Here is a 24,273-nt window from a genome sequence, read left to right as displayed (position 1 = left end):
CGGCAATGGCCGGATCGGCGCAACGGCTCCATACTCCATCGGCTGTTGATCTTTCCGACATCACGCGGGTGAAGAGAGGAGCACGACCATGGGCAACAAACCGACGATCATTCTGGTGCACGGGTTCTGGGGCGGCGCTGCGCACTGGGGCAAGGTCATCATCGAGCTCGCACGCAAGGGCTACACGGACCTTCACGCGGTGGAGATGCCGCTGACCTCGCTGGCCGACGACGCCGAGCGCACCCGCAAGATGATCGCGCAGCAGAGCGGGCCGGTGCTGCTGGTCGGCCACTCCTACGGCGGCGCGGTGATCACCGAGGCGGGCAACCAGCCGAATGTCGTCGGCCTGGTCTACATCGCCGCGTTCGCGCCGGATGCCGGCGAGAGCCCCGGCGGCCTGACCCAGCAGCACCTGCCCGCCGCCGCGCCGAACCTGGCGCCGGACAGCGACGGCTACCTGTGGCTCAAGGCCGACAAGTTCCACGAGAGCTTCTGCCAGGATCTGAGCGCCGAGGAAGGGCTGGTCATGGCCGTCACCCAGAAGGCGCCGGTGGCCAGCACCTTCGGCGATGCGATCAGCGTGCCGGCGTGGCGCAGCAAGCCGTCCTGGTATCAGATTTCCAGCCAGGACCGCATGATCCATCCGGACAATCAGGCGTTCATGTCGTCCCGGCTCGGGGCCAGGAAGGTCATCACGCTGGACGCCAGCCATGCTTCGCTGGCGTCGCGGGCCGCCGAGGTGGCCGCCCTGATCGACGAGGCGGCCAGCGCGGGCTGAGTGCCGGCGGCAAAAGGCCCTCGGGCGGTCAGCCGGCCTCGGGGTCTTCGGCGACGGCCGGCGGCGCGAGGGGCGTCGCCTGGTAGACCAGCAGTTGCCACTGCTCGCCGGTCTTTTGCCATGCCGTGAGCGTGCGGTTGTGCAGGTGCTTCCTGACGCCGCACGAGGTGACCGTGGCGTCCAGTTCGCCGAACGCGATGGCAAGTTCGCCGACCCGGGTCACCTTGTCGATCTGGTGGGTGAGGGCGTGATAGACGAATTGCTTGGCGCGGCATTTCCCCAGATAGCTCTTGAGGTCGTCGACGGCGCCGCTGGCGTGGATGTACGTCAGGTCGGGGTGGAACAGGTGGCTGAAAATGTCCAGATGGCCGCCGAGCATGGCGGCGCTGCGCTGGGCGTCGCAGGTGCGGATCACCAGGTCGATCTGATCGTTATGCGCCATCGCCTGATCTCCGTGCCGCCGTCACGATGATTTCAATGAGCAGTTTGCCGCCCAGGTCCACGCCGTAGCAGGCCCGCTGTGGCCAGTGCTGCGGATCCTCGCCGAGCCAGCGGGCCCAGAGTCCGTCGACGAGGGGCTTGTCGCGCATGTCCGCCAGCAGCACCTGGGCCGACAGCATCCGCGAAGGGTGCGATCCGAGTTGTTCGAGGTTGGCGCTCAGGGCCGCCAGTGCCTGTTCGGTCTGGCCGGCAATGTCCAGGGCGGTGTCCGGCGAGGTCGCCACGGTCCAGACGAGGTCGGCGTATGCGCTGGAACGGCTACGCCCTGCGTGGCCGCTTGGGACGCGTTCAATGTTGTGCATGGGAGCTTCATCCAGGTTGAAGGGGGCGGAAGCCGGCGTCGGCCGGCCTCCGTGGAGCGCGGTCAGACCGGTTGGGTGGCCTCTTCGGCGGCGATGGCGGCCTGCACGCTCGGGCGTGCTTCGATCCGGTTCATGAACGACGCCAGTTCCGTCCAGTTCTTGATGTCGATGTTGAAGAACGGCAGCCACTTGAGCACGGTGAACAGGTAGGCGTCGGCCAGGCCGAAGGCGCCCAGCAGGTAGTCCTTGTTCACCAGTCCGCGGTTGAGGTAGTCCAGGCGCTTGAACAGCTTCTGGCGGAAGATTTCCTTGACCGGTTCCGGCAGGTCGCCGTTGAACAGCGGGGCGCTGCCGCCGTGGATTTCCGAGGTGATGAAGTTCAGCAGTTCCTGCAGGCGGGTGCGCGCCCAGGTGCCGTTGGCCGGCGCCAGCGTGTTGCCGGGCACCAGATCCGCCAGGTACTGGACGATCGCCGGGCCTTCGGTCAGCACTTCGCCGTTGTCCAGCACCAGGGCCGCGACGTAGCCCTTGGGGTTGATGTCACGGAAATCGCGGCCGTCGGCGGTGTCCTTGGTCTTGTTGTTGACCCGGATCAGCTCGAACGGCAGGCCCAGTTCGCGCAGCACGATGTGAGGCGACAGGGAGCAAGTCATCGGGGCAAAGTACAGTTTCATGGTCTCTCCTCATAGGCGGGCAACGGTTGCCCGGGCGTGTGGCCGTTCCGGCTCCGGAACGGCTGTGAACCTTGTTCCAGACATAGTGGTGGCATGTCATCGTTCGGTAAAATTACGATCCTATGCACCCATCATTAGGTGCCCTTATGGTCGTTCAGGCGACTTTCGCTTCCGTACTGCGAACCGTCATCGGGATGTTGCTGGCCAGGGTCGACTTGCGGATCTCGTTGAGGAACGCCTGGGCCGAAGGGGTGCGTTCGCCGGACGGCGAGCAGACCAGGCCGAACTCGCGGTAGATCGGCTTGCTCAGTTCGAAGACCCGCATGCCGCGGCGATCCACCGGCAGGGTCGAGGCCGGCACGATGGAGATGCCCATGCCTTCGCTGATCAGCGCGAACGCCGTGGTCCAGTCGCGCACGCTGATCTTGATGTCCTTGAGCTTCAGGCCCTCGCGCTCGACCAGCGACTGGCCGTTGAGGTGGCAGCCGCCGGTCGCGAGGATGAAGGGTTCGTCCACCAGGTCCTTGAGCGCCACGGTGCTGGCCGAGGACCGGCGGGCCAGGTCGTGGGTCGCCGGCACGGCCGCCACCCAGGAGTCGCGCCCTAGCAGCACCGCGCCGCGCGAAGGGCAGGGGTTCATCACCACGCCCAGGTCGACGCTGCTGTTGGCCAGCCACTGCTCGACCTCTTCGTCCGTGCCTTCCAGCGACACGATCTCGATGCCCGGGTGCAGCCGGCTGAAGCTCTGCAGCAACGGCGGCAGCAGGTTGGCGAACACGGAAGGGAAACTGGCCAGCTTGATCCGCCCCAGATGGCAACCGCGCGAAGCGTCCACCAGGTTCTGGATCGACTCGAACTCGGCCAGCATGCGCCGGGCGCGGTCGATGATTTGCTGACCGATGGCGGTGGCGCTGGTCTGTCGGCGGTCACGCACGAACACTTTGACCCCCAGGGCCTCTTCCATTTGGGTCAGGGCCTGGCTGGCCCCGGACTGGGTGATACCGTACCGCTCGGCGGCGCGGGAAACGTTCTCGGCGTCGGCCACGGCGACCAGCAGGCGCCAATGCATCAGGTTCATCATTTCAGTAGCTCCTCTTATGTTCGGGTAATCGATTTCTAATTTTACGAAGGGTCTGCGCAGCCTCAGGATCGGTTCCCGAATACACAGTGAGGTGTCGCAAAGTGCACAAAACCCGGTCAATGGAAGTGACGGTCGGCCCCGCCTCGGCAGTCCCGGTGCTGGTGAGCGTGGCCTTGAGTTCGTTCATGGTTGCGTTGGATGTCACCGCGCTCAACGTGGCGCTGCCGAGCATCGGCCGTGACCTGGCGGCGGGCATGGATCGCCTGCAATGGATCGCCGGGGCCTACACCCTGGTGTTCGCCAGCCTGCTGCTGTCCGCCGGTGCGCTGAGCGACCGGCTGGGGGCCTGGCGCGTGTTCATGTCGGCGTTGCTGGTGTTCACCTTGTCGTCGGTGGCCTGCGGCCTGGCGCAAGGGGTGGCGGCGCTGATCGCCGCCCGGGCCGTGCAGGGCATCGGCGCGGCGTTGATGCTGCCCAGCTCCATGGCCTTGCTGGTCGAGGCCTACCCGGATACGGGACGGCGCGCCAAGGCAGTGGCGTTGTGGGGCGGGATCTCGGCCACCGCGCTGGTCGCCGGGCCCTTGTTGGGCGGCGCGCTGGTGGAGCTGTTCGACTGGCGTTCGATCTTCTTTCTGAACGTGCCGTTCTGCCTGATTGCGCTGGCGGGCTGCGCGATGCGCCCCAGCCGCCTGAGCGTGCAGCCGCGTTCGCTCGACTGGCCGGGGCAACTGCTGTCGGCGCTGGCGCTGGTGTCGCTGGTGTTCGCCCTGATCGAAGGGCCGGTGCTGGGCTGGGGCACCCGTTGGGTGGCCGGTGCGCTGCTGGCGGCGCTCGTGTCGGCCGTCGCCTTCATCGTGTCGCAGCAGCGCCGGCCGGAACCGATGTTGCCGCTCAACCTGTTCGCGTCCCGGACGTTCTCCGCCGCCATCGGCGCCGGCTTCCTGCAGACCCTGGCCTACTACGGCAGCCTGTTCGCGCTGCCGTTCGCGTTGCAGGCCCAGGGCCGCACGCCGGTGGAGGTCGGTGTGGCGATGATCCCGATGACCGTCGCGACCGGCGTGATGGCCAGCCTGTCCGGGCGCCTGTCCAATGCCTTCGGCGCGCGCAGCGTCGGGGCGGCGGGGATGCTCTGCGGATCGCTCGGGGCGGCGTCTCTGGCGCTGTACGGAATGGACCGGATCGGCCTGGCGCTAGGCGGGCTGTTGATCGGCCTCGGCGGCGCGACCTTGCCGGTGATCGTCGGCGCGTGCCTGGCCAGTGTGCCCAGCGGCAAGGTCGGGGTCGGCTCCGGGGTGCTCAACGCCGCGCGCCAGTGCGGCGGAGTGACCGGCATCGCCCTGCTCGGGGCCACCCTGGACGGGCCGGGCCGGGCGGGTGCGGCGTTGTCGATCATCGCCCTAGCGTTTCTGGCGGCGGGGCTGTTGACGGTGTTGCGCTTGTACACCGTGGAAGTCGACACGGTGAGTGAATGCTGACCGGCGAGCCGAGGCGCGCCGGAGGGTATTGCAATGAAACAACGTCGCGCCGCCTGCCCCGAAGGTTTCAGGCAGGCGACGGCAACGTTGCGGTTAACGGGTCAGATTGTGAAAGAGCGTTCGGCACAGGCGACGCCGGGGATCAACCCCAGCGCCGCACCGTGCCGCTGTCCAGGCCAAGCAGATCGAGCATCCGGCCCACCGTGTGGTCCACCATCTCATCGATGGACTGCGGACGGGCATAGAAGGCCGGCACCGGCGGCATCAGCACGCCGCCCATTTCGCAGACCTGGGCCATGCTGCGCAGGTGGCCCAAGTGCAGCGGCGTTTCGCGCACCATCAGAATCAACGGGCGGCGTTCCTTGAGGGTCACGTCGGCGGCGCGGCTGAGCAGGCTGCCGGTGATGCCGCTGGCGATCTCCGACAGGCTCTTGACCGAGCAGGGCGTCACCACCATGCCCAGGGTCTTGAACGAGCCGCTGGAAATCGACGCGCCGATGTCCGCCGGGTCGTGCACGAAGCTGGCCAGGGCCTTGACGTCCGCCACTTTCAGGTCGGTCTCGTGGGCCAGGGTGACCTGGGCCGAACGGGTCATGATCAGGTGGGTCTCGATTCCGAGCTCGCGCAGCAGCGTCAGCGTGCGTACACCATAGACCACGCCGCTGGCGCCGCTGATGCCCACCACGATGCGCCGTTGCCCGTTACTCATGGGCGTCCACCGTCGTATCGAAGGCCGTGATCGCCGGAACCTCGCCCGGCAGGCCGAGCTCACTCCAGCGTTCGCGCACGCGCTCGTAGACCGACGGGCGCAGCAGCGTGCGGGTCGGGAAGTTGCGGATGTCGCGGTAGTCCTTGCAGGCGTTGATCAACGCCTTGGAGCCGAAGAAACGCTTGGACGGCGGGTTCTGCGCCGGATCCAGCGGCGAGCCGCGGGTGTTGCGCAGGATGTCGATGTCGTCGCTGGGCGTGGCCCGGGTGGCCATGGCCCACAGCACCTGGTTCATGTCGGTGGGGTCGACGTCTTCGTCCACGGCCACGATCCATTTGGTGATGTAGGCGCCGCCCGGCACCTGGCCGGCCAGCGCCAGCGCCTGGGCGGCGTGCCCGGCGTATTTCTGCTCCAGACTGATGACGATCATGCCGAAGGCCCCGGCGGCGGCCGGCGGGCAGTACACGCCCTTGATCCCCTGGATGCCCAGCTTGTCCAGGTCGTTCCAGATCTTGGCCGAGCGGATCGTGGAGAAGAACGCGCTTTGCTCGTTCGAGGGGAAGTCGGCCATCAGTGCGTTGGTCAGGATCGGCCGGGTGCGGTAATGCAGGGCGGTCACCTCGATCAGCGGGCAGTCGATGTCCTTGTAGCCGTAGTAGCCGGTGAACTCGCCGAAAGGGCCTTCCTCACGGGTGGAGCCGGGGCGGATGACGCCTTCGATGACGATCTCCGCCGCGGCGGGAATCAGCAGGTCCGAGTGTCTGGCCTTCACCACTTCGATGGGCTTGCCCTTGATGCCGCCGGCGAAGTCGTACTCGGACATGCCCGGCGGCAGCGACTGCGAACCGACCACCATCATCAGCGGGTCGATGCCCCAGGCGGCGGCGACGGGCAGCGCCTGGCCCTTGGCCCAAGCCTGGTGGATGTGGCGCAACGCGTCCTTGCCCGGCGCCAGCGACAGGCCGACTTCACGCGGGCCCTGGATCATCATCCGGTAGGTGCCGACGTTCAGGTAACCCGACTCCAGGTCGCGGGTGAACACCGCGTCGGCGGTGCCGGCGTAGGCGCCGCCGTCCCTGGGCCAATGCTTGGGGATGGGCAGGCGGGTCAGGTCGATGTCGTTGCCGGTGAGGGTGTTCTGGTAGATCGGCGCCTGTTCCTCCGACACCTCCAGCGGGGCGATGCTGTGCCGCAGCTTGTCCTTGGTGCGCCGGATCAGTTCCATGGTCGGCGTGTGCGGCGGCTCTTCCAGGGTGATGGCAGTGCGCGCGACGCTGGGGCCGAAGATGTTCCACAGGTGACGCAGGCCCAGGGGCGAGTCGGGCTGGTCGAACAGCACGGCGGGGGAGGCGGGTTGGCGGGCGACCAGGTAGGTGATGGCGCTCATTTCTTCGAGGGGGTCGACGGCTTCCGAGACGGTCTGCAGTTCGTCGATCCGCTCGGCGCGGGCCAGCCAGTCTCGAAGGTCGGCAACCGGTTCAATCAATTCTTTCATCATCAATGTCCGCAGGAACGGAAAAAAAACGGCGGGCGGATCGCTCCGCCCGCCGCACCGGGATCAACGCTTGTCGATCGAGTACTTTCCAGGCCCCAGCAGGCAAAGGAAAAGGAAGCCGCCGGCGATGCTCACGTTCTTGAAGAAGTGCACGAAGAGCGTGTGGTGCGCCGTAGGGTCGGTGGCGTTCCAGAAGGCATGGCCGATGATCCCGGTGCCGATGGTGTAGACCACGAAGATCGCGGCGATCGGCCGGGTCCAGAAGCCGAACAGCAGCGCCAGGCCGCCGAAGAATTCGACGATGGTGGCCACGATGGCGGTGGTCTCCGGAATCGGCGCGTCCACCGACTTGAGGTAAGTCACGAAGCTGCCGTGGTCGGTGACGTAGGTGAAACCGAAATAGCCGTAGAGGATCAGGATCATGATCCGGGCGATCAGGATCATGGCGTCGCGTTGGTCATCGAACAGCTGATAGCGTAAGTACATTCCATTGCTCACAAGTCAGATTGGGTAAGGGATGGTTTCGGCGGGGGCGCGCACGCCCTGCGGCGTGCTCCGGTCGATCACCTGCGGGTTCACCGAGTTCGCGGCGTTCGGCGCATCGTCGAACACGTCCAGCACATTGCCGGCCGCCAGTTTCGCCATGCGGCTGACCGCCTCGCGGGAGACCCCGGCCAGGTGCGGCGAACAGATCACGTTGGCAAGGCCCGGCAGGCCGCTGAGGTGGGCCGGCGGTTCGGGCAGGAACACGTCCAGGGCCGCCCCGGCGATGCGCTTCTCGGCCAGCAGGCCGTACAGCGCCTGTTCGTCGACGATGCCGCCGCGGGCGGTGTTGATCAGGTACGCGTGCGGCTTCATCAGGGCCAGGCGCTGCGCCGACAGCAGACCGACCGTTTCGTCGGTCTTCGGGCAGTGCAGGCTGACGTAGTCGGCGCTGGCCAGTCCCGCCTCCAGCACCGGCACGGGCTCGGCCCCCACCGGCAGGGACTGCGGCGCCAGGTACGGGTCATAGACCTTGACCCGCATGCCCAGCGCCAGGCACAGCGCGGCGACCCGCGCACCGATCCGGCCGCAACCGATCAGCAACACCTCACGGCCTTCCAGCTCGGTGGGCAGGTAGTCGTAGCGCTGGTGCCAGTCGCCGCTGCGCACCAGGCCGGTGAGCGCCTCGGTGCGCTTGGCCAGCGCCAGCATGAACCCCAGCGTGTGTTCGGCCACGGCGCGGTGGTTGGCGTTGGCGCAGACCATCACCGGCACGCCGGCGGCGGTCATGGCCGGCACGTCCACCGCGTCGAACCCGACGCCGATCCGCGAGACCACCTGCAGCCCCCGCGCCCGCTCCAGTTCGGCGGCGCCGAACTTGGTCAGGCCCAGGATCACGCCATGCACGGCATCGAAGCTTTCGAGCAGGGCCTGGAAGCGGCCCTGCTCGATGATGTTGTGGAATTCCACCACTTCGATGTCGTCGCGCTCGCGCAGCATGCGCTTGCCTTCGTCCCCCAGGATGTGGGCGACCAGTACGCGCTTCTTGCTCATGCGACGTGCTCCTTTCCGGCGTCACGGGCGAAGAACTCGCCGTCGTTGACGCCGATGCGGTACATCACCCGCTCGGCCTCCCGCGGCAGCTCCGTGGCGCAGTGCCACACCGAGCGGTTGTCCCAGATCAGCAGGTCGTTGGGTTCCCACCGGTAATGGAAGATCCGTTCCGGCGTCAGGGCAAACGCGGTCAGCTCGTCGAGCAGCGCGCGGCTTTGCTCCTGCGCATAGCCGCTGATGCGCGTGGTGTAGCCGGGGTTGACGTACAGGCTTTCGCGGCCGGTGCGCGGGTGCACCGCGACGGTCGGGTGGGTGCTGGCCGGGAAGTGTTGCTCCAGGCGGCTGAAGATCTCCTGGATCGACTCGCCGACATCGTCTTCCTTGACCTTGTAGGTCCAGCGCACGTCATGCACGGCCTGACGGTTGCGCACCCGTTCGTACAGCTCACGCGGCAGGTCGTCGTAGACCGATTGCATGTCGACGAACAGGGTGTCGCCGCCGGTCTCGGGCAGTTGCCGGGCGTGCAGCATGGTCAACGGCAACGGCTCGGCCAGGTAGCTGGAGTCGCTGTGCCACATGTTGCCCAGCTTGCGCGCGCCGACGGCGCCCGCGCCGTTGCGGTTGTTGATCACCAGGATGTTCGGGTAGGCCGGGTCGTGGTAACTCTTGAGCTTGAACTGTTCGAGCTCACCGAAACACGCCGCGAACTGCTGGTAGCCCTCACGGGTCAGCGTCTGGTTCTTCACCGCGACCACTTTGCGTTCATAGACCAGTTCCTGAAGGGCGCGAATCTCGCCCAGGGAGGCCGTGTTGATATCGAAGTCCGTCACTGCCGTGACGAAACTGTCTGCCAGATCCGTTCGCTTCACGTTGGTTTCTCCTGCGGCGACGTCGGTCAAACGGCCAGGGCGGCCGGTTGCCGGCCGGCGGCTGCGGTGTCCGTGTTCGATTCGCTGCTCTTGAGCATCAGGCTCAGGTCGAGGATGTCGGACGGGTTGTGCGCCGAGGTGACCGACATGCGCAGCGCCGCCTGACCGCGCGGAACGGTCGGGAAGAACACCACGGAGGTGTAGTGGCCCTGTTGCAGCAGGTACTCGCCCTTGGCGATGGCTTCCTGTTCGTTGCCGATGCGCACGATCCGGATCGGCAGTTCGCTGCCGCTGGTTTCGGTCGGGATCAGGTGGTCGAACAGCTTCATGTTGTTGCGCAGCGCATGCTGCAGCTTGTGCAGTTCCGGCGTGGCGTGGATCTCGGCCGATGCCAGCGCGGCGCCCACCGCCGCCATGTTCGGCGCGCAGGAGAAGCCGTAGGTCGGCGCGTAGCGGCGGATCGAGTTTTCGATGTCACGTGTGCCCAGCATCAGCAGGCCGCCCGCCGCGCCGTAGCCTTTGCCCAGGGAGGCGGCGACGATGGTGTTGCCGTCCAGGCCGTCCAACTGCGAACGCACGAAACCTTCACCGTGGTGGCCGACCACCGAGATCCCGTGGGCGTCGTCCAGGTAGACGAACAGGCCGTACTTGTCCTGCAGGGCGCGCAGTTCGCGCACCGGCGCCGCGCCGCCCATCGAGTAGGCGCCGTCACCGACGTAGGCCACCTTGCGGCCGCTCTGGCACAGGCGCTCCAGGTGTTCGAGGTCGTTGTGTTCGATGACGATCACGTCGGTTTCCTCGCGCAGCACCGGAATGTGGTACTGCAGGGTCACGTGGGCGAAGCGGTCGAAGGCGATCAGCGGTTTCTCGCCGCCGGTGAACAGGCCGGCGGCCAGCAGGGGCAGGGCGCCCATGTTGGCGGCGGCCACGGTCGGGAAGACCACCACGCCGTTGACGTCGAACAGCTTGGCCAGCGTGTGCTCCAGGCGCGCCAGCGGCTCGGCGGAGAGACGGGTGCGGGCCACGGAGAAGTGCACCGAAGGCACTTCGTCCATCGACGCCTTGGCGGCGGCGAGCACTTTGGGGTGGGCGTCCAGGTTGAGGTAGCCGCAGCGGGTGTAGTCGATCACTTCCTTGCCGCTGGTGGCGATTTCGATGCGGCGGTTGTCAAGCACGCGGCAGGAAACCCCCATCAGGCCTTTTTCGTACGCGGCGTCGAAATGTGGGCGGCTGATTTCGGCCATTCGGGAGGCATTGCGCGCTTTCAGTTGTGGAGCTTTTTCGTCCGGGCTGTTGTTGATTTCAACTGTCTTGTTCACGGCGATCTCATCCTATGAGTGGGCGTTTTCAGGCCGTTGTGGCCTGAAAGCGACGCTAGGATCCTCGACCGCCGAAACATTTTGCAAAGGACTTCTTGGGTGCTACCTTATGACAAAATCTCATGAGCATTAACAAAGCTAATGGTCGCCAGAATTCCCTCCCTCAATGGATTGAGAGCGTTCGAGTCTGCCGCTCGCCATATGAGTTTCACCAAGGCCGCCGAGGAACTGAACGTCACTCAGACGGCCATCAGCCATCAGATCCGCCGGCTGGAGGACGAACTGGGCATCCGCCTGTTCCTGCGCCTCAAGGACGGCCTGGCACTTACCACCGAAGGCCACGCCTATCTGCCCGGCATCCGCTCGGCCTTCCATGAACTGCGCTATTCCACCGAAATGCTGCGTGAGTCCTGCAACAACAGCGCGTTGACCATCAGCACGCTGGTCTCGCTGGCGTCCAAATGGTTGTTGCCGCGCCTGGCGTCCTTCCAGGATGCGTTCCCCAATATCGATGTGCGCGTCACCGCTTCCACCGAACTGGTGGACTTTCGCAAGGGCGGCATCGACGCGGCGATCCGCTACGGGTTCGGTGACTGGAAAGGCCTGCGGGCCGACTGGCTCATGTCGGACGAGATCTTTCCGGTGTGCAGCCCCAAGCTGCTGACCGGGCCCAAGGCCCTGAAAAGCCCCGTCGACCTGGCCAACCACACCTTGCTGCAAGTCAGCGGCATGACCAGCAACGACTGGAACATGTGGCTGAGCGCGGCAGGGCAGCCGAAGAAGCTGGCTGAGGGTACGCGGCTCACCTTCGACCTGGCCATGATGGCGGTGCAGGCCGCCATCGACGGGCTGGGCGTGTGCATCGGCCGCTCCACCTACGTGGACGACGACCTGAAGGCCGGCAAGCTGGTGGCGCCGTTCAACCTCAAGCTCAAGTCCGACCTGGGCTTCTACCTGGTGACGCCGCTGGAGATCGCCGACTCGAAAAAGGTCGTGGCGTTCCGCACCTGGCTGATCGACCTGGTGCAGAGCGGCGAACAGCCCGTCGTGGCGCCGCTCTGAGACGGACTTTGTATGCGCCTGTATCCAGGGCGCCGATCGATACATTGGCTTGACGAACAGCCATTGCCCGACACATCGGCAATACATGGCCGGTTCAAGGTAGGAGGGGTCAACCACTGCTTTGAAGAGGACACACCATGCGACGTCATCTGAATACGCTTTCTGCTGTTGCACTGGCCTGCGTGGCCGGTCTGGCGCAAGCCGCGCAACCGGCACCCGCCCCGCAGAACTGGCAGCAAGGCCTGAGCCGCACGGACCTGGTGCGCCAGGACCTGGGCACCGCCGACCGCGAAGTCATCCAGGCCCGGGTGGATTTTGCGCCGGGCATCACCTCGCCCCGGCACGCGCACCCCGGCGTCGAAGTGGCCTACGTGATCAGCGGCACGTTCGAGTACCGACTCGAAGGCCGGGATCCGGTCACGCTCAAGGCCGGCGATTCGCTGTTCATCCCTGCCGGGGTGGCGCACATCGCCAAGAACATCGGCACCGACAAGGGCTCGGAACTGGCGACCTATATCGTCAAGAAGGGCGAGCCGCTGCTGATCCTCAAAGAGTGAGCCCCGGCGCCTGAAACACGAAAAGGCCTGCCATGGCGGCAGGCCTTTTCATGGTCGCTCGGGTCAGACCAGATTGATCGTGACCGCGATGTTGCCCCGGGTCGCCTTGGAGTACGGGCAGGTCTGGTGGGCGGTGTCCACCACGGCGCGGGCCACCGCCGGATCCAGCCCCGGCAGGCTCACGTTCAGGCGGGCCTGCAGGAAGAAGGCGTTTTCCTCCTTGCAAAGGTCGATTTCGGTGTCGACCGCCACATCGGCCGGCAGACGAACCTTCAGCGCTGCCGCAGCCTTGCCCATTGCCCCGATGAAGCAGGCCGACCAGCCGGCCGCCAGCAACTGCTCGGGGTTGGTGCCGGCGCCGCCGGAACCCGGAGGCGAGAGCTTGATGTCGAGGTTGCCGTCGCTGCTGCGCGCGGCGCCGTCACGGCCGCCGGTGGTGCGGGTCTTGCCGGTGTACAGCACGGTGTCGTTGGAATGGGTCATGGGATGTTCGCCTCTGTGTGAGTCGAAGCCGGTCGGCTTCGATGGGGCACACTCTGGCAGCGGCATGTATTGGGGATGTGTCGCGCAGGGGGGGGTTGTGTATCGTTGTGTAGATCGCGTGAGGGCGGCCGGCCACAGCAGACGCGGCCGGCCCCCTACAGCCTCCGGATGCGAGGGTTCAGACTAGATCCGGTGGATCTGGGTGATGTGCGGCTTGCCGTTGATCGGCGCGTAGATCTCCACGATCGCTTGCCAGCTGCCTGGCGAGCCAGGCAGCGTGGCTTTCGACAGATAACGGTAGTTGGTGCCGTTGACGACCTGGGTCGAAACCTCTTCGGGCGCGTAGTTCACGCCGACGAATCCGGCCAGGGCTTCCTTGAACACTTCCTGATCCTTCGGCGTCAGTTTGTGGTACGGAGTCCATCCACCAACGAGATGTGCTTGAGCTGTCATGAATTAAATCTCCATATTTAAGTTCCTACTCGTCTGGCTTTTCGGAGTTCGCCCCGTCTATTCAATGGTTTCCGGCATCCATGTCCTGAAGGTTTTCCGTGCGCCCCTGCATGTGGTGGAACGGGGCATCCGGGAAAACACGGATATGACCCTACGGTCAGTGTGGGGGAGTGTAGGTCAGGGGCGGGAAGGATCAAGGCAAAGGCACAGAAACAGTGAGAACGCGCCGACCTGTCGCCTCGCCCATGACAGGCACGGCTTGCGGATCGGCTTTAGGAAATTTCCTACAAATCGCCGAGATAAATCCTTCGCTGCCGGTTAAACGCACTTGCGAGAATTTTCACCTCAAGTCATTGCGAGTAGTTGACGAGATGTGTGTACCCAGCGTTTTGGTTTTGGAGGGTCAATCGTTTCAGCGTGGCACGTTGGTGAAGGCTCTCCAGTATCTGGGCGTCAACGACATTCTGCAGGCGAGCGACAGCGAACAGGCGATGGTGCAGATCAGCCGGGTGGGGGGCGTCGACATCGTGCTGTGCGACCTGAGCCATTCGGCCATCAACGGTCTGGAGTTCTTGACCCGGGTCGGCGAAGGCGGATTGGCGCGGGCGGTGGCGCTGTGCAGCGACCTGCGGCCGGAGCTGCGCCGTGCGGTCGAGCAGATGACCTGCCTGTCGGGGATGCAGATGCTGGGCGTCCTGAGCAAGCCCACGCAACTGTACGCGTTGCAGGAAATCCTCAATCGCTACACCCGTCGGTGGCTGGCCGCCGAAGCCGAGCCGGTGCCGCCCGCCAGGCTGCCGAGCGAAGAGGACGTGCGCCGGGGTCTGGCCCAGGGTGAGTTCAAGGCCTGGTTCCAGCCCAAGTTCGATCTGAAGACCGCCGAGCTGGCCGGGGCGGAGGCCCTGGTGCGCTGGCAGCATCCCGACAAGGGGCTGCTGTTGCCCAAGGACTTCCTGGCCGCCGTGCTGGCCTACGACCTGATCGATGAAATGCTCCGCCAACTGCTGGAGCAAGGCATGGCGCTGTTGCATGCCTTGCACGACGCCGGCCTGCGCCTGGAACTGGCGTTCAATCTCCATGCCTCGCAATTGGCGCGCAACGACCTGATCGATCACATCGATCGGCTGCTGGGCGTCCATGGTTTCCCGGGGGCGACGTTGTTGTTCGAAGTGGCCGAAAACGGCTTGCTGGATGTTCCGCGGACCACCCGGGAAAACCTGATCCGCCTGCGCATGATGGGCTGCGGCCTGTCGATCGATGATTTCGGCATGGGCTTTTCGTCGTTGACGCTGCTCTGCCAACTGCCGTTCAACCAGCTCAAGCTCGACGGCCAGCTTGTGCGCTCCATCGACGATCCGCGCACCCATGCGATGGTCAGCAGCACCGTGGCCTTGGCGCGTGCGCTGAACATGAGCCTGGTGATCGAAGGCGTCGGCAGCCGCGCCATCCGCGACGGCCTGGTGGCGATGGGGTGTTCGTTCGGCCAGGGTTTCCACCTGGCGCGCCCTATGGAGGCCGGGCGGCTGCTGCGGTGGCTGCAAGCGCCGGAGTCACCCGCCTGAGCGTGGCAGCCCCGCTTCATGAATTGTCCGATTCAACTGCCTGATGACTGAATCAAGCAGGCAGCATTAGCCAGTGATTTGTTCCATACTTTTGTGATGCATGGCCCATTCGTCACTGGTATTTCCTGTGCGTACCGCAGTGAGGTTCAAATGCATAAAGCGTTGGTTGTAGACGATCATCCGTTCATCCGGGCGACAGTGAAGGTGCTGCTTGAACGCGAGCAGTTCGAAGTCGTCGCCGAGGCCGACAACGGCGCCGATGCCGTGCAGATGGCGCGCAGGCACCAGCCGGAGCTGATCCTGCTGGACATCGCCATGCCCAGCCTCGACGGCCTGGAAGTCATCAACCGGATCAGTGCGCTGAAACTGTCGAGCAAGATCCTGGTGCTGACCTCTCAGTCGGCGGCGTTCTACGCCATGCGCTGCATGAAGGCGGGCGCGGCGGGCTACATCTCGAAAACCGATGAACTGAGCGAACTGAGCAAGGCCATCAAGGCATTGATGGCCGGCTATACCTTTTTTCCCAACCTTGCCGGAAACTCCGTACGCCGCAGCGACATCGACTCCACTGAGCTTGAGATGATCCGCGGCCTGTCGGACCGGGAGCTGGTCATTCTGCAGCAGCTCGCCCGGGGCCTGAGCAACAAGGAGATCGGTGACGCCATGCTGTTGAGCAACAAGACGGTCAGCACCTACAAGACCCGCCTCATCGAAAAGCTCAATGTGAAGTCGGTGGTGTACCTGGCCGACTTCGCCAAGCGCAACAACCTCATCTAGATGAAGACTCTTCTGCGTTGCTGCGCACTGGCTGTCTGTCTGCTCGGCCAGTGGGGGAGCGTTTCGCCGGCGCAGGCGGCGGTGCAGGCCCTGAACCTGTTCGGCCGCTCGACCGGCGAACTGCCGGCGGTCGTGCTGGAGGAGGCGGACTGGCGCTGGCTGCGCAACAAGGGCTCGCTGCGCCTGGGGGCTGCGCTGCCGGACAATGCGCCCTTCGGCATGATCACCGGGGGCCAAGACTACGAGGGCATCACGGCCGACTATGCCGCGCTGCTGGCCGGCATGCTGCACATCAGGATCGATGTGTTTCGTTACGATTCCCGGAACGAAGCGATGCAGGCGCTCAGGGACGGCGAGGTGGACCTGGTGGGCGCCGTCAACAGTTTCGACGGCACCGACCCTGAGCTTGCGCTCACCACGGCCTACGTGCAGGCCCCGTCGGTGCTGGTGACGCGCAGCGGCGCCAGCAAGGCGCTGGCGCCGGACCTGGCCGGCGAACGGCTCGCCATCGTCGATCACCTCCAGCCGACGGATGCGGTCGTCGCGAACTACCCCAAATCGGTGCTTCAGTTCCATACGTCGGCCCAGAACGCCATCGGCGCCGTGGCGTTCAATCAGGCGGACGCTTACCTGGGCGATGCCGTCAGCACCCATTATCTGGTGGGCAAGTACTTCCTCAACGATGTCTACCTGACGACGTTGTCGGGTGTGCTCAGCACGCATTTCTCCTTCGCCCTGAACCAGCGCAACAGTCAGTTGCTGCACATTCTCAACGCCGCGCTGGAGGTGATCCCGATCAGCGACCGGATGGCGATCCTGCGTCGGTGGGGGGCGGGGGACCTCAATGTCGCGGGCCTGGATCCGCTCCCGTTCACCGCCGCCGAACAGCGCTGGATGCAAAACCATCCGCGCCTGACCGTGGCCGTCAACGACGGCCTTCCGCCGGTCTCCTTCTTTGACGGGCAGGGCGAGTTCCGGGGCATCGGCGCCGAGGTGCTGGCCAAGGTCAGCCAGCGCACAGGGCTGAAGTTCGATGTGGTGCGCAGCAGTTCGATGGAAAAACTGATCGAGCAGATTCGGGCCGGCAAGGCGGATCTGATCGCGGCCTTCACCCCCAGCACGGCCCGAGAAGGCGAGCTGCGCTTCACCCGGCCGTACCTGACCAGCCCGTTCGTGCTGATCACTCGGGACCTGCCGGACAGGGCGCAATCGCTGCAAGGCATGGTCGGCAAACGGCTGGCGATGCGCCGCGGCAATGCGCTGCAAGACTACCTCCGCGAGTCCTTTCCGGGCATCCAGCTCATCGAGACCACGACGTCGGCCGAGGCCTTGGCGCTGGTGGACAAGGGCGACGCGGACGGTGCGCTCAATTCGCTGATCAACGGACGCTACATGATCCTGCGCCAGTACCGCGACCGCCTGCGGGTGGCCGCAGTCGTCGGCCCGCTGTCGGCGCCGACCGGGTTCGCCACCGACCGCGGGGCTTTGGAGCTGTACTCGATCCTGGACAAGGCCCTGCAAAGCATTCCCCCGGAAGAGCTGGACGAACTGATGAGCCGCTGGCGCCACGACGTGGTGATCGATAACGACAGCTGGCTGCACCACCGTTCGGCGGTCATTCAGGGGTTTGTCATCTTTGCGCTGTTGCTGATGCTGGCGGCGGTCTGGATCATTCATCTGCGCAAACTGGTGTCCACCCGGGAAAAGGCCGAGCGGGCGCTCAACGACCAGATGGAATTCATGCGCGCCTTGATCGACGGCACGCCCCACGCGATCTACGTGCGCGACCGCGAGGGCCGGCTGATCAGCTGCAACTCGGCCTACCTCGACGCCTTGGGCTTGCCGCGCGAAGCCGTGATGGGCAAGCGGCTGACCGACAGCTCGGTGGTCGGGCATTCCGACGCCCAGACCTTCCAGGCCGAATACATCAAGGTCATGGAGAGCGGCACGCGTTGGATCCAGGACCGCACCTACATCCACAGCGACGGCGTGGTGCACACGGTGTATCACTGGATGCTGCCGTACCACACCAGCGAAGGCGTGGTGATGGGCATCATCGCCGGCTGGATCGACATCAGCGACCGTCAGCGCCTGATGGACCAGCTGCAGAGCGCCAAGAAAAGCGCGGATGACGCCAACCGGGCGAAAACCACCTTCCTGGCGACCATGAGCCACGAGATCCGCACGCCGATGAATGCCGTGATCGGCATGCTCGAACTGGCGATGAAGAAGGCCGACCAAGGCGTCATGGACCGCTTCGCCATCGAGGTCGCCTCGGGGGCGGCGAGGGGCTTGCTGGACCTGATCGGCGATATCCTCGACATCGCGCGGATCGAGTCCGGCCGGCTGTCCCTGACCCCGCAACGGGCCAGCCTGCGCGAGCTGGTCGAGTCGGTGGTGCGCATGTTCGAAGGCGTGGCCCGGCAGAAGGGCTTGAGGCTGCTGCTGGACTTCGACCTCAAGGCCAGTCGCGACGTGCTGATCGACCCCCTGCGCTTCAAGCAGATCCTGTCCAACCTGCTGAGCAACGCCATCAAGTTCACCGACGAAGGCGAAGTGCGCCTGAGCGTTCAGGCGGTGCTGGGCGCGTGCGGCGAACGCCTGAGGATCCACGTTCAGGTGAAGGACTCCGGCATCGGCATTTCGCCCGAAGACCAGGCGCTGCTTTTCAACCCGTTCGGCCAGGCCCGCAACAATCATCAGTCGGCGCGGGGCGGTTCGGGCTTGGGCCTGGTCATCAGCCGCACCCTGTGCGAAATGATGGACGGGGAGCTGCACCTGACCAGTGCTCCCGGCAAGGGCACGCAGATCGACATCTGCCTCGATCTTTTGATCCTGCAACCGGTGCCGGCCACCGAGCTGCCGGCGGCCGAGCTCACGGACCAGGCAAGCGTGCTGAACATCCTGGTGATCGACGACTACCCGGCCAACCGCTTGCTGCTTTCCCAGCAGCTGTCCTACCTGGGCCACAGCGTCAGCGACGCCGAGGACGGCGCCCATGGCCTGCGCGCCTGGCGCAACGGCCGTTTCGATGTGGTGATCACCGACTGCAACATGCCGGTGATGAACGGCTATGAATTGACGCGGGCCATCCGCGACGAAGAGCGATCCACGGGGGCCGGGCCCTGCTTGATCCTCGGACTGACCGCCAATGCCCAGCCGGAGGAAAAAGACCGCTGCCTGGCGGAGGGGATGGACGACTGCCTCTTCAAACCGATCAGCCTGGGTGACCTGAGCACCCGGCTGGCGTCAGTGCAGTCCGCGGCGCAGTCACCCGCGCAGGGTGCCGTGAGCCCTGCGGCGGAAGGCGACATCAACCTGAACAGCCTGCAGCAGTTGACCCGGGGCGATCAGGGCGCCGTCAGGAAACTGTTGGGGGATCTGGCCAGCAGCAACGAAGAGGACATGTTGCGGCTCATCAAGCTGTTCGGCGAACACGACCTGTCGGGGCTTTCCGACCTAGCCCACCGGGTCAAGGGCGGGGCGCGGATCATCAAGGCGGGCGGCCTGATTCAGTGCTGCGAGCAACTGGAGGCCATCTGCATGGGCGCCGACGCGGCCGCCCTGACCGAGGCGGTGGATGCGTTGCAGCAGGCGATGGAGCGCCTGGCGCATACGCTGGAGCACCGGATCGGTGATCCGGGCACGGTGGAGTCTTGAGTCTTCTGTCGTCCCGGATCTGAGCAGTCTGGGTGGCCTATTAGTTTTCGGAAATTTCCTACATTCAAAAGGACGTTTCCTAGAGATACCGGTGGATCAACGCCGGACAATGGGCTCATTCCTTCCAGAGTGAGCCTGCTTCCATGCCCATGCTCCCACTTCGCGTCTTGGTTATCGGCGACAACGCTTCCCGCACGTTGAGGGTGGCCAACAGGCTGCGCCAGGGCGGATGCCGGGAGGTTCTGGTGGTCGCGGATGACCGTCAGGCGTTCGCCGACCTCGAACAGTTCGGCCCGGTGGACGTGACGCTGTGCGTGCTGAGCCAGGGGCGGCCGGATGTTCCGGGCCTGTTGCAGACCCTGGGACGTTCCGGGCAGGGAGGGGCGATCATCATCAGCGATGGCCTGGCGGCCGAGGCGGGCAGTGTGGCGGGGCAACTGATTTCGCTGCTGGGCATGGCGCTGCAGGAGGATGCCGGCAAGCTGTCGCAACCGCAGGCGTTGCAGCTGCTGCTGGCCAGGCACCTGAGCGACCTCGACAACGAAGCGGATGCGCTGCCTGTCGTGCCGGCCTCCGAGGAAGAGGTTCGCCAGGCGCTCGCCGACCATCAGTTGCACACCTACTTTCAGCCCAAGTTCAATTTGCAGACCGGTGACGTGTGCAGCATCGAAGCGCTGGCCCGCTGGCACCATCCTTTCAAAGGCGTCTTGCCGCCCTCGGTGTTCATGCCGGTCATCGAGCGTTGCGGGCTGCTGGACGAATTGCTGTTCCTGCAACTGGAACAGGGGCTGAGGCTGCAGCGCCAGGCCCTCGATCAGGGCGTCGCCCTGAATGTCGCGTTCAACCTGCACGCCGGGCAACTGGTCAATCCGGTGCTGACCGGCCGGATTCAGGCGATGTTGGCGGCGCACGGTTTGCCCGGTTCCGGGCTGACTTTCGAACTGACCGAAACAGGCCTGCTCGAAGCCCCGGCGATCAGCCTGGAAAGCCTGGTGCGCCTGCGGATGATGGGCTGCAGTCTGTCCATCGACGACTTCGGCGCGGGGTTCTCTTCGCTGCAGCGGCTGTGTCAGTTGCCGTTCAACGAAATCAAACTGGACGGCGAATTCGTGCGCGGGCTCAGGCATGAACCGCGGCGCCGGGCCGTGATCAGCAGCACCCTGGCCCTGGGAGAGGCGTTGGGCATGTCAGTGGTGGTCGAAGGGATCGAAACCGAAGAACAGCGCAGCGTGCTGCTGGAATTGGGGTGTACCCAAGGGCAGGGTTATTTATGTGCGCGGCCGATGTCGGCCGCCAGTCTGTTGAACTGGCTGGATCTTCAGCGGGGCATTGAAGCCAGTGGTTGAACTGTATGCGTAAGTTCATTCGCAAGTGCATAACGCCAAAGACATTTATTCATGTTCTTTGGCGTTTTTTTATGGGCGTTTAAATGAGTTTGTTGATGTTTGTTACTTGGGAAATTTCCTACAAACAGCAGGAAATTTCCTAACTGAATCCGCGGGGCGAGTCGAGACAATACATTCACTTGATTCCATTGTGATGCCTGTTCGCTATGTCAAACGAAGTTTGAATTCCCGTCGGCCAATGACGAGATTCGATGTTTGTCGGCAAAGCTCCGTATCCGCAATCGAGTTGAAGGCGGAAGTCATCACGCCATGGATGACGCGGGTTTCGGAGGCTGGCTTGAGGCCAGTTCAGTGATGAACAGAATATTTTCGGTGGTCTGGAATACCTCGTTGCGCTGCTGGGTAGTGGCGTCGGAACTGGCTGACAAGAAGACACGAAGCGGTCCGGCACCTCAGCGAGCGACAATGGCCGCTGTGGTGGTCGCATTGTCGTCGGGCACCCTCAGCCCTGGCGTAATGGCCGCCGCCAACCTGGGTGGCGGTTCCAGCGCAGCCGACAACTCCATTGCGATCAGCGGGGGATCGATCACCACCGCCAGTAACATCAGTATCGCGATAGGCGATGCCGCCAAGGCAACGGGAAGCAACTCCATCGCGCTTGGACGACAAATCAACGTCACGGGCAACAACGCCACCGGTATCGGTTGGGGCGTTGGCGTGTCTGCCACGGACGCGACGGCCTTGGGTGTGAATGCATCGATAACATCGGCGGGCACAGCCGGCCTGGCGCTGGGTTCCGCTGCCTCGGTGACTTCCGCCAACGGCGTGGCGTTGGGCTCCAACTCGTCCGCCACGGGCTCGACACTGACGAATGCGGCTTACGGTGTCGGCGGCACGGCGACGGGCGGTGAGGTGAACATCAACAACGGATCCAACGGCCGCCGCATCACCGGCCTGGCCGCCGGCTCCAGCGGAACGGATGCCGTCAACGTCAACCAACTGAACAAGGTCGGCCAGGATACGGCGACGGCCCTGGGCGGCGGCGCCGCACTCAACGCGACCACCGGTGTATGGACGGCGCCGAGCTACTCGACCAACAGCATCAGCGCCACGGGCGCCAATACCGGCCCATTGGTCAGCACCAACGTCGGCGCAGCGTTGACCAACCTCAACACCAGCGTGACCAACACCGCCGCCGTGGCGGTGAAGTACGACGATGTCGCGACCAAGACCCAGGTGACCTTCAACCCGGCGGGTGCGGCGGTCAAGTTGACCAACATCGCTATCGGTGCACTGAACGCCACCAGCACCGATGCGGTGAACGGTTCGCAGTTGTTTGCCAACAGCCAGAACACAGCGTCGGCCCTGGGCGGTGGTGCGGCGGTCAACGCGGCAACTGGTGCCTGGACGGCGCCAAGCTATTCCACCAACAGCATCAGTGCCACGGGTGCCAACACCGGCCCATTGGTCAGCACCAACGTCGGCGCAGCCCTGACCAACCTCAACACCAGCGTGACCAACACCGCCGCCGTGGCCGTGAAGTACGACGATCCCGTGACCAAGACTCAGGTGACCTTCAACCCGGCGGGCACCTCTGTGAGGTTGACCAACGTCGCGGCCGGCGCCTTGAACGGCACCAGCACCGACGCCGTGAACGGCTCGCAGTTGTTCGCCAACAGCCAGAACACGGCGTCTGCCTTGGGCGGCGGCGCGGCGGTCAATGCGGCAACCGGTGCGTGGACGGCGCCGAGCTATTCCACCAACAGCATCAGCACCACAGGGGCCAACACCGGCCCGCTGGTCAGCACCAACGTCGGCGCAGCGCTGACCAACCTCAACACCAGCGTGACCAACACCGCCGCCGTGGCCGTGAAGTACGACGATCCCGTGACCAAGACTCAGGTGACCTTCAACCCGGCGGGCACCTCTGTGAAGTTGACCAACGTCGCGGCCGGCGCCTTGAACGGCACCAGCACCGACGCCGTGAACGGCTCGCAGTTGTTCGCCAACAGCCAGAACACGGCGTCTGCCTTGGGCGGCGGGGCGGCGGTCAACGCGACCACCGGCGCGTGGACGGCGCCTAGCTATTCCACCAACAGCATCAGCGTGACGGGGGCCAACACCGGGCCGCTGGTCAGCAGTGATGTTGGCGCCGCGCTGAGCAACCTCAACACCAGCGTGACCAACACCGCCGCCGTGGCGGTGAAGTACGACGATGCTGCGACCAAGACCCAAGTGACGTTCAACCCGGCCGGCACAGCGGTGAAGCTGACCAACGTCGCGGCCGGTGTGTTGAACGCCACCAGCACCGATGCGGTCAACGGCTCGCAGTTGTTCGCGACCAACCAGACCGTCGACAGCCTCGTCAACAACGGCGCGGGCATCAAGTACTTCCACAGCAACTCGACTCTGGCTGACAGCAGCGCGACCGGCCAGGACAGCGTCGCCATCGGCCCGCTCGCGAGCGCGACCCTCGCCAATAGTGTGGCGCTGGGCGCCAACTCGTCCGCCACGGGCGCGACGTTGGGCAACGCGGCTTATGGCGTCGGTGGGACGGCGACGGCGGGCGGCGAAGTGAACATCGCCAATGGCGCCGACGACCGCCGCATCACCGGCCTCGCCGCCGGCTCCAGCGCCACCGATGCCGTCAACGTCAGCCAACTGAACAAGGCCGGGCAGGACACCGCGACCGCACTGGGCGGCGGCGCAGCGTTGGATGCGAACACCGGTGCATGGACGGCACCGAGCTACTCCACCAACAGCATCAGCGCCACAGGCACCAACACCGGCCCGCTGGTCAGCACCAACGTCGGTGCGGCCCTGACCAACCTCAACACCAGCGTAACCAACACCGCTGCCGTGGCCGTGAAGTACGACGATGCCGCGACCAAAACCCAGGTGACCTTCAACCCGGCCGGCACGGCGGTGAAGCTGACCAACGTCGCAGCCGGCGCCCTGAACGCCACCAGCACCGATGCGGTGAACGGTTCGCAGTTGTTCGCCGACAGCCAGAACACGGCGTCGGCCTTGGGCGGTGGCGCGGCGGTCAACGCGACTACCGGTGCGTGGACAGCGCCGAGCTATTCCACCAACAGCATCAGCGTGACGGGCGCCAATACCGGCCCGCTGACCAGCAGTGACGTGGGCGCCGCGCTGAGCAACCTCAACACCAGCGTGACCAACACCGCCGCCGTGGCGGTGAAATACGACGATGCCGCAACCAAGACCCAAGTGACCTTCAACCCGGCCGGCACAGCGGTGAAGCTGACCAACGTCGCAGCTGGCGCCCTGAACGCCACCAGCACCGACGCCGTGAACGGCTCGCAACTGTTCGCGACCAACCAAACCGTCGACAGCCTCGTCAACAACGGCGCGGGCATCAAATACTTCCACAGCAACTCGACCCTCGCTGACAGCAGCGCGACCGGCCAGGACAGCGTGGCTATCGGGCCGCTGGCGAGTGCGACCCTTGCCAACGGTGTGGCACTGGGCTCCAACTCGTCCGCCACGGGCGCGACATTGGGCAACGCCGCTTATGGCGTCGGCGGGACGGCAACGGCGGGCGGCGAAGTGAACATCGCCAATGGCGCCGACGGCCGCCGCATCACCGGCCTCGCCGCCGGCTCCAGCGCCA

21 protein-coding genes and 1 pseudogene are annotated in these 24,273 nt (G+C 65.1%); 10 read left to right on the top strand and 12 right to left on the bottom strand.

Translation table 11 applies throughout. From position 1 onward, the window contains the following. The first annotated feature begins 88 nt into the window (after nucleotides 1–88). Nucleotides 89–778, top strand: a complete 690-nt coding sequence (locus CAG29_RS08250) for an alpha/beta hydrolase (RefSeq protein WP_085656536.1) — start codon at nucleotides 89–91, stop codon at nucleotides 776–778. A 28-nt stretch (nucleotides 779–806) separates the two neighbouring features. Here CAG29_RS08250 and CAG29_RS08245 read toward each other — a convergent pair whose 3' ends face one another. From CAG29_RS08245 to CAG29_RS08230, 4 genes are all read right to left on the bottom strand, one after another. Continuing rightward, the gene (locus CAG29_RS08245; RefSeq protein WP_085582279.1) at nucleotides 807–1,220 is read right to left on the bottom strand and encodes a nuclear transport factor 2 family protein; all 414 of its coding nucleotides are present in this window, start codon (nucleotides 1,218–1,220) and stop codon (nucleotides 807–809) included. Further along, entirely contained in the window at nucleotides 1,210–1,581 is a 372-nt protein-coding gene (locus tag CAG29_RS08240; protein WP_085582281.1) for a Rid family hydrolase, read from the bottom strand. Before CAG29_RS08240 ends, CAG29_RS08245 begins: the two co-directional genes overlap by 11 nt. A gap of 62 nt (nucleotides 1,582–1,643) precedes the next feature. Next, nucleotides 1,644–2,255 carry a glutathione transferase GstA gene (gene gstA, locus CAG29_RS08235; RefSeq protein WP_085582283.1) on the bottom strand — a complete coding sequence of 204 codons (612 nt, stop codon included), beginning with the start codon at nucleotides 2,253–2,255 and terminating at the stop codon, nucleotides 1,644–1,646. 154 nt (nucleotides 2,256–2,409) lie between these two features. Continuing rightward, nucleotides 2,410–3,336, bottom strand: coding sequence for a LysR family transcriptional regulator (locus tag CAG29_RS08230; RefSeq protein ID WP_170930036.1), 927 nt, complete (start codon nucleotides 3,334–3,336; stop codon nucleotides 2,410–2,412). Nucleotides 3,337–3,437: 101 nt separating this feature from the next. Here CAG29_RS08230 and CAG29_RS08225 point away from each other — a divergent pair, with 101 nt between their 5' ends. Continuing rightward, nucleotides 3,438–4,811 (top strand): MFS transporter, encoded by a 1,374-nt coding sequence (locus tag CAG29_RS08225; RefSeq protein WP_139831480.1) that lies wholly within the window; start codon nucleotides 3,438–3,440, stop codon nucleotides 4,809–4,811. Nucleotides 4,812–4,953: 142 nt separating this feature from the next. On the opposite strand, the gene CAG29_RS08220 is transcribed toward CAG29_RS08225, so the two are convergent. The 6 genes from CAG29_RS08220 to CAG29_RS08195 all read right to left on the bottom strand — a co-directional run bounded on the left by CAG29_RS08220 (nucleotide 4,954) and on the right by CAG29_RS08195 (nucleotide 10,739). Then, on the bottom strand, nucleotides 4,954–5,520 hold the full coding sequence (locus CAG29_RS08220; RefSeq protein WP_085633408.1) for a UbiX family flavin prenyltransferase: 567 nt from the start codon (nucleotides 5,518–5,520) through the stop codon (nucleotides 4,954–4,956). Continuing rightward, nucleotides 5,513–7,015 (bottom strand): UbiD family decarboxylase, encoded by a 1,503-nt coding sequence (locus CAG29_RS08215; RefSeq protein WP_218189702.1) that lies wholly within the window; start codon nucleotides 7,013–7,015, stop codon nucleotides 5,513–5,515. Before CAG29_RS08215 ends, CAG29_RS08220 begins: the two co-directional genes overlap by 8 nt. A 63-nt stretch (nucleotides 7,016–7,078) precedes the next feature. Then, the gene (locus tag CAG29_RS08210) at nucleotides 7,079–7,501 is read right to left on the bottom strand and encodes a DoxX family protein (RefSeq protein ID WP_085582291.1); all 423 of its coding nucleotides are present in this window, start codon (nucleotides 7,499–7,501) and stop codon (nucleotides 7,079–7,081) included. 15 nt (nucleotides 7,502–7,516) lie between these two features. Next, a complete protein-coding gene (locus CAG29_RS08205) occupies nucleotides 7,517–8,551 on the bottom strand; it encodes a hydroxyacid dehydrogenase (protein WP_085694200.1) in 1,035 nt (344 codons plus the stop codon). Then, a complete protein-coding gene (locus CAG29_RS08200) occupies nucleotides 8,548–9,420 on the bottom strand; it encodes a TauD/TfdA family dioxygenase (RefSeq protein ID WP_170930035.1) in 873 nt (290 codons plus the stop codon). The genes CAG29_RS08205 and CAG29_RS08200 overlap by 4 nt, the downstream gene beginning before the upstream one ends. Nucleotides 9,421–9,446: 26 nt before the next feature. Continuing rightward, nucleotides 9,447–10,739, bottom strand: coding sequence for an aminotransferase class I/II-fold pyridoxal phosphate-dependent enzyme (locus CAG29_RS08195; protein WP_218189701.1), 1,293 nt, complete (start codon nucleotides 10,737–10,739; stop codon nucleotides 9,447–9,449). Nucleotides 10,740–10,880: 141 nt separating this feature from the next. Here CAG29_RS08195 and CAG29_RS08190 point away from each other — a divergent pair, with 141 nt between their 5' ends. Together CAG29_RS08190 and CAG29_RS08185 are read left to right on the top strand one after the other, a co-directional pair. Next, entirely contained in the window at nucleotides 10,881–11,801 is a 921-nt protein-coding gene (locus CAG29_RS08190) for a transcriptional regulator GcvA (RefSeq protein ID WP_085582299.1), read from the top strand. Between the two features lie 137 nt (nucleotides 11,802–11,938). Continuing rightward, a complete protein-coding gene (locus CAG29_RS08185) occupies nucleotides 11,939–12,358 on the top strand; it encodes a cupin domain-containing protein (protein ID WP_085582301.1) in 420 nt (139 codons plus the stop codon). A 63-nt stretch (nucleotides 12,359–12,421) separates the two neighbouring features. Here CAG29_RS08185 and CAG29_RS08180 read toward each other — a convergent pair whose 3' ends face one another. Together CAG29_RS08180 and CAG29_RS08175 are read right to left on the bottom strand one after the other, a co-directional pair. Further along, nucleotides 12,422–12,841: an organic hydroperoxide resistance protein gene (locus tag CAG29_RS08180; protein ID WP_085582303.1), complete on the bottom strand. Its 420-nt coding sequence runs from the start codon at nucleotides 12,839–12,841 to the stop codon at nucleotides 12,422–12,424. A 183-nt stretch (nucleotides 12,842–13,024) separates the two neighbouring features. Next, on the bottom strand, nucleotides 13,025–13,294 hold the full coding sequence (locus CAG29_RS08175) for a hypothetical protein (protein WP_085582306.1): 270 nt from the start codon (nucleotides 13,292–13,294) through the stop codon (nucleotides 13,025–13,027). A gap of 428 nt (nucleotides 13,295–13,722) precedes the next feature. Between CAG29_RS08175 and CAG29_RS08170 the strand changes: the two genes are divergently transcribed. The 6 genes and pseudogenes from CAG29_RS08170 to CAG29_RS28470 all read left to right on the top strand — a co-directional run. Next, nucleotides 13,723–14,856: an EAL domain-containing protein gene (locus tag CAG29_RS08170; RefSeq protein WP_256575594.1), complete on the top strand. Its 1,134-nt coding sequence runs from the start codon at nucleotides 13,723–13,725 to the stop codon at nucleotides 14,854–14,856. 150 nt (nucleotides 14,857–15,006) lie between these two features. Beyond that, nucleotides 15,007–15,633 carry a response regulator transcription factor gene (locus tag CAG29_RS08165; protein ID WP_085582310.1) on the top strand — a complete coding sequence of 209 codons (627 nt, stop codon included), beginning with the start codon at nucleotides 15,007–15,009 and terminating at the stop codon, nucleotides 15,631–15,633. Beyond that, on the top strand, nucleotides 15,634–19,293 hold the full coding sequence (locus CAG29_RS08160; RefSeq protein ID WP_085582312.1) for a transporter substrate-binding domain-containing protein: 3,660 nt from the start codon (nucleotides 15,634–15,636) through the stop codon (nucleotides 19,291–19,293). Between the two features lie 143 nt (nucleotides 19,294–19,436). Then, nucleotides 19,437–20,639 (top strand): EAL domain-containing protein, encoded by a 1,203-nt coding sequence (locus CAG29_RS08155; RefSeq protein ID WP_085694198.1) that lies wholly within the window; start codon nucleotides 19,437–19,439, stop codon nucleotides 20,637–20,639. Nucleotides 20,640–20,948: 309 nt separating this feature from the next. Continuing rightward, a pseudogene (locus tag CAG29_RS29015) lies at nucleotides 20,949–21,302 on the top strand (ESPR domain-containing protein); the annotation flags it as partial. Between the two features lie 84 nt (nucleotides 21,303–21,386). After that, nucleotides 21,387–24,273, top strand: a 2,887-nt coding sequence (locus CAG29_RS28470) for a beta strand repeat-containing protein (RefSeq protein WP_371916621.1), incomplete at its 3' end; no start/stop codon positions are given.

Origin of the sequence: Pseudomonas sp. B7(2017), from assembly GCF_002112745.1 — a bacterium.
Taxonomy (GTDB): domain Bacteria; phylum Pseudomonadota; class Gammaproteobacteria; order Pseudomonadales; family Pseudomonadaceae; genus Aquipseudomonas; species Aquipseudomonas ekonensis.
The sequence above is the reverse complement of the archived record's forward strand: the minus strand, read 5'-3'. Positions and strand labels throughout refer to the sequence as shown.

Excerpts from the sequence above, each read along its gene's own strand:
- CAG29_RS08250 (WP_085656536.1), top strand. The coding sequence starts at position 89 with ATGGGCAACAAACCGACGATCATTCTGGTGCACGGGTTCTGGGGCGGC.
- CAG29_RS08245 (WP_085582279.1), bottom strand. The coding sequence starts at position 1,220 with ATGGCGCATAACGATCAGATCGACCTGGTGATCCGCACCTGCGACGCC.
- CAG29_RS08240 (WP_085582281.1), bottom strand. The coding sequence starts at position 1,581 with ATGCACAACATTGAACGCGTCCCAAGCGGCCACGCAGGGCGTAGCCGT.
- gstA (WP_085582283.1), bottom strand. The coding sequence starts at position 2,255 with ATGAAACTGTACTTTGCCCCGATGACTTGCTCCCTGTCGCCTCACATC.
- CAG29_RS08230 (WP_170930036.1), bottom strand. The coding sequence starts at position 3,336 with ATGATGAACCTGATGCATTGGCGCCTGCTGGTCGCCGTGGCCGACGCC.
- CAG29_RS08220 (WP_085633408.1), bottom strand. The coding sequence starts at position 5,520 with ATGAGTAACGGGCAACGGCGCATCGTGGTGGGCATCAGCGGCGCCAGC.
- CAG29_RS08215 (WP_218189702.1), bottom strand. The coding sequence starts at position 7,015 with ATGAAAGAATTGATTGAACCGGTTGCCGACCTTCGAGACTGGCTGGCC.
- CAG29_RS08210 (WP_085582291.1), bottom strand. The coding sequence starts at position 7,501 with ATGTACTTACGCTATCAGCTGTTCGATGACCAACGCGACGCCATGATC.
- CAG29_RS08205 (WP_085694200.1), bottom strand. The coding sequence starts at position 8,551 with ATGAGCAAGAAGCGCGTACTGGTCGCCCACATCCTGGGGGACGAAGGC.
- CAG29_RS08190 (WP_085582299.1), top strand. The coding sequence starts at position 10,881 with ATGGTCGCCAGAATTCCCTCCCTCAATGGATTGAGAGCGTTCGAGTCT.
- CAG29_RS08185 (WP_085582301.1), top strand. The coding sequence starts at position 11,939 with ATGCGACGTCATCTGAATACGCTTTCTGCTGTTGCACTGGCCTGCGTG.
- CAG29_RS08180 (WP_085582303.1), bottom strand. The coding sequence starts at position 12,841 with ATGACCCATTCCAACGACACCGTGCTGTACACCGGCAAGACCCGCACC.
- CAG29_RS08175 (WP_085582306.1), bottom strand. The coding sequence starts at position 13,294 with ATGACAGCTCAAGCACATCTCGTTGGTGGATGGACTCCGTACCACAAA.
- CAG29_RS08165 (WP_085582310.1), top strand. The coding sequence starts at position 15,007 with ATGCATAAAGCGTTGGTTGTAGACGATCATCCGTTCATCCGGGCGACA.
- CAG29_RS08160 (WP_085582312.1), top strand. The coding sequence starts at position 15,634 with ATGAAGACTCTTCTGCGTTGCTGCGCACTGGCTGTCTGTCTGCTCGGC.
- CAG29_RS08155 (WP_085694198.1), top strand. The coding sequence starts at position 19,437 with ATGCCCATGCTCCCACTTCGCGTCTTGGTTATCGGCGACAACGCTTCC.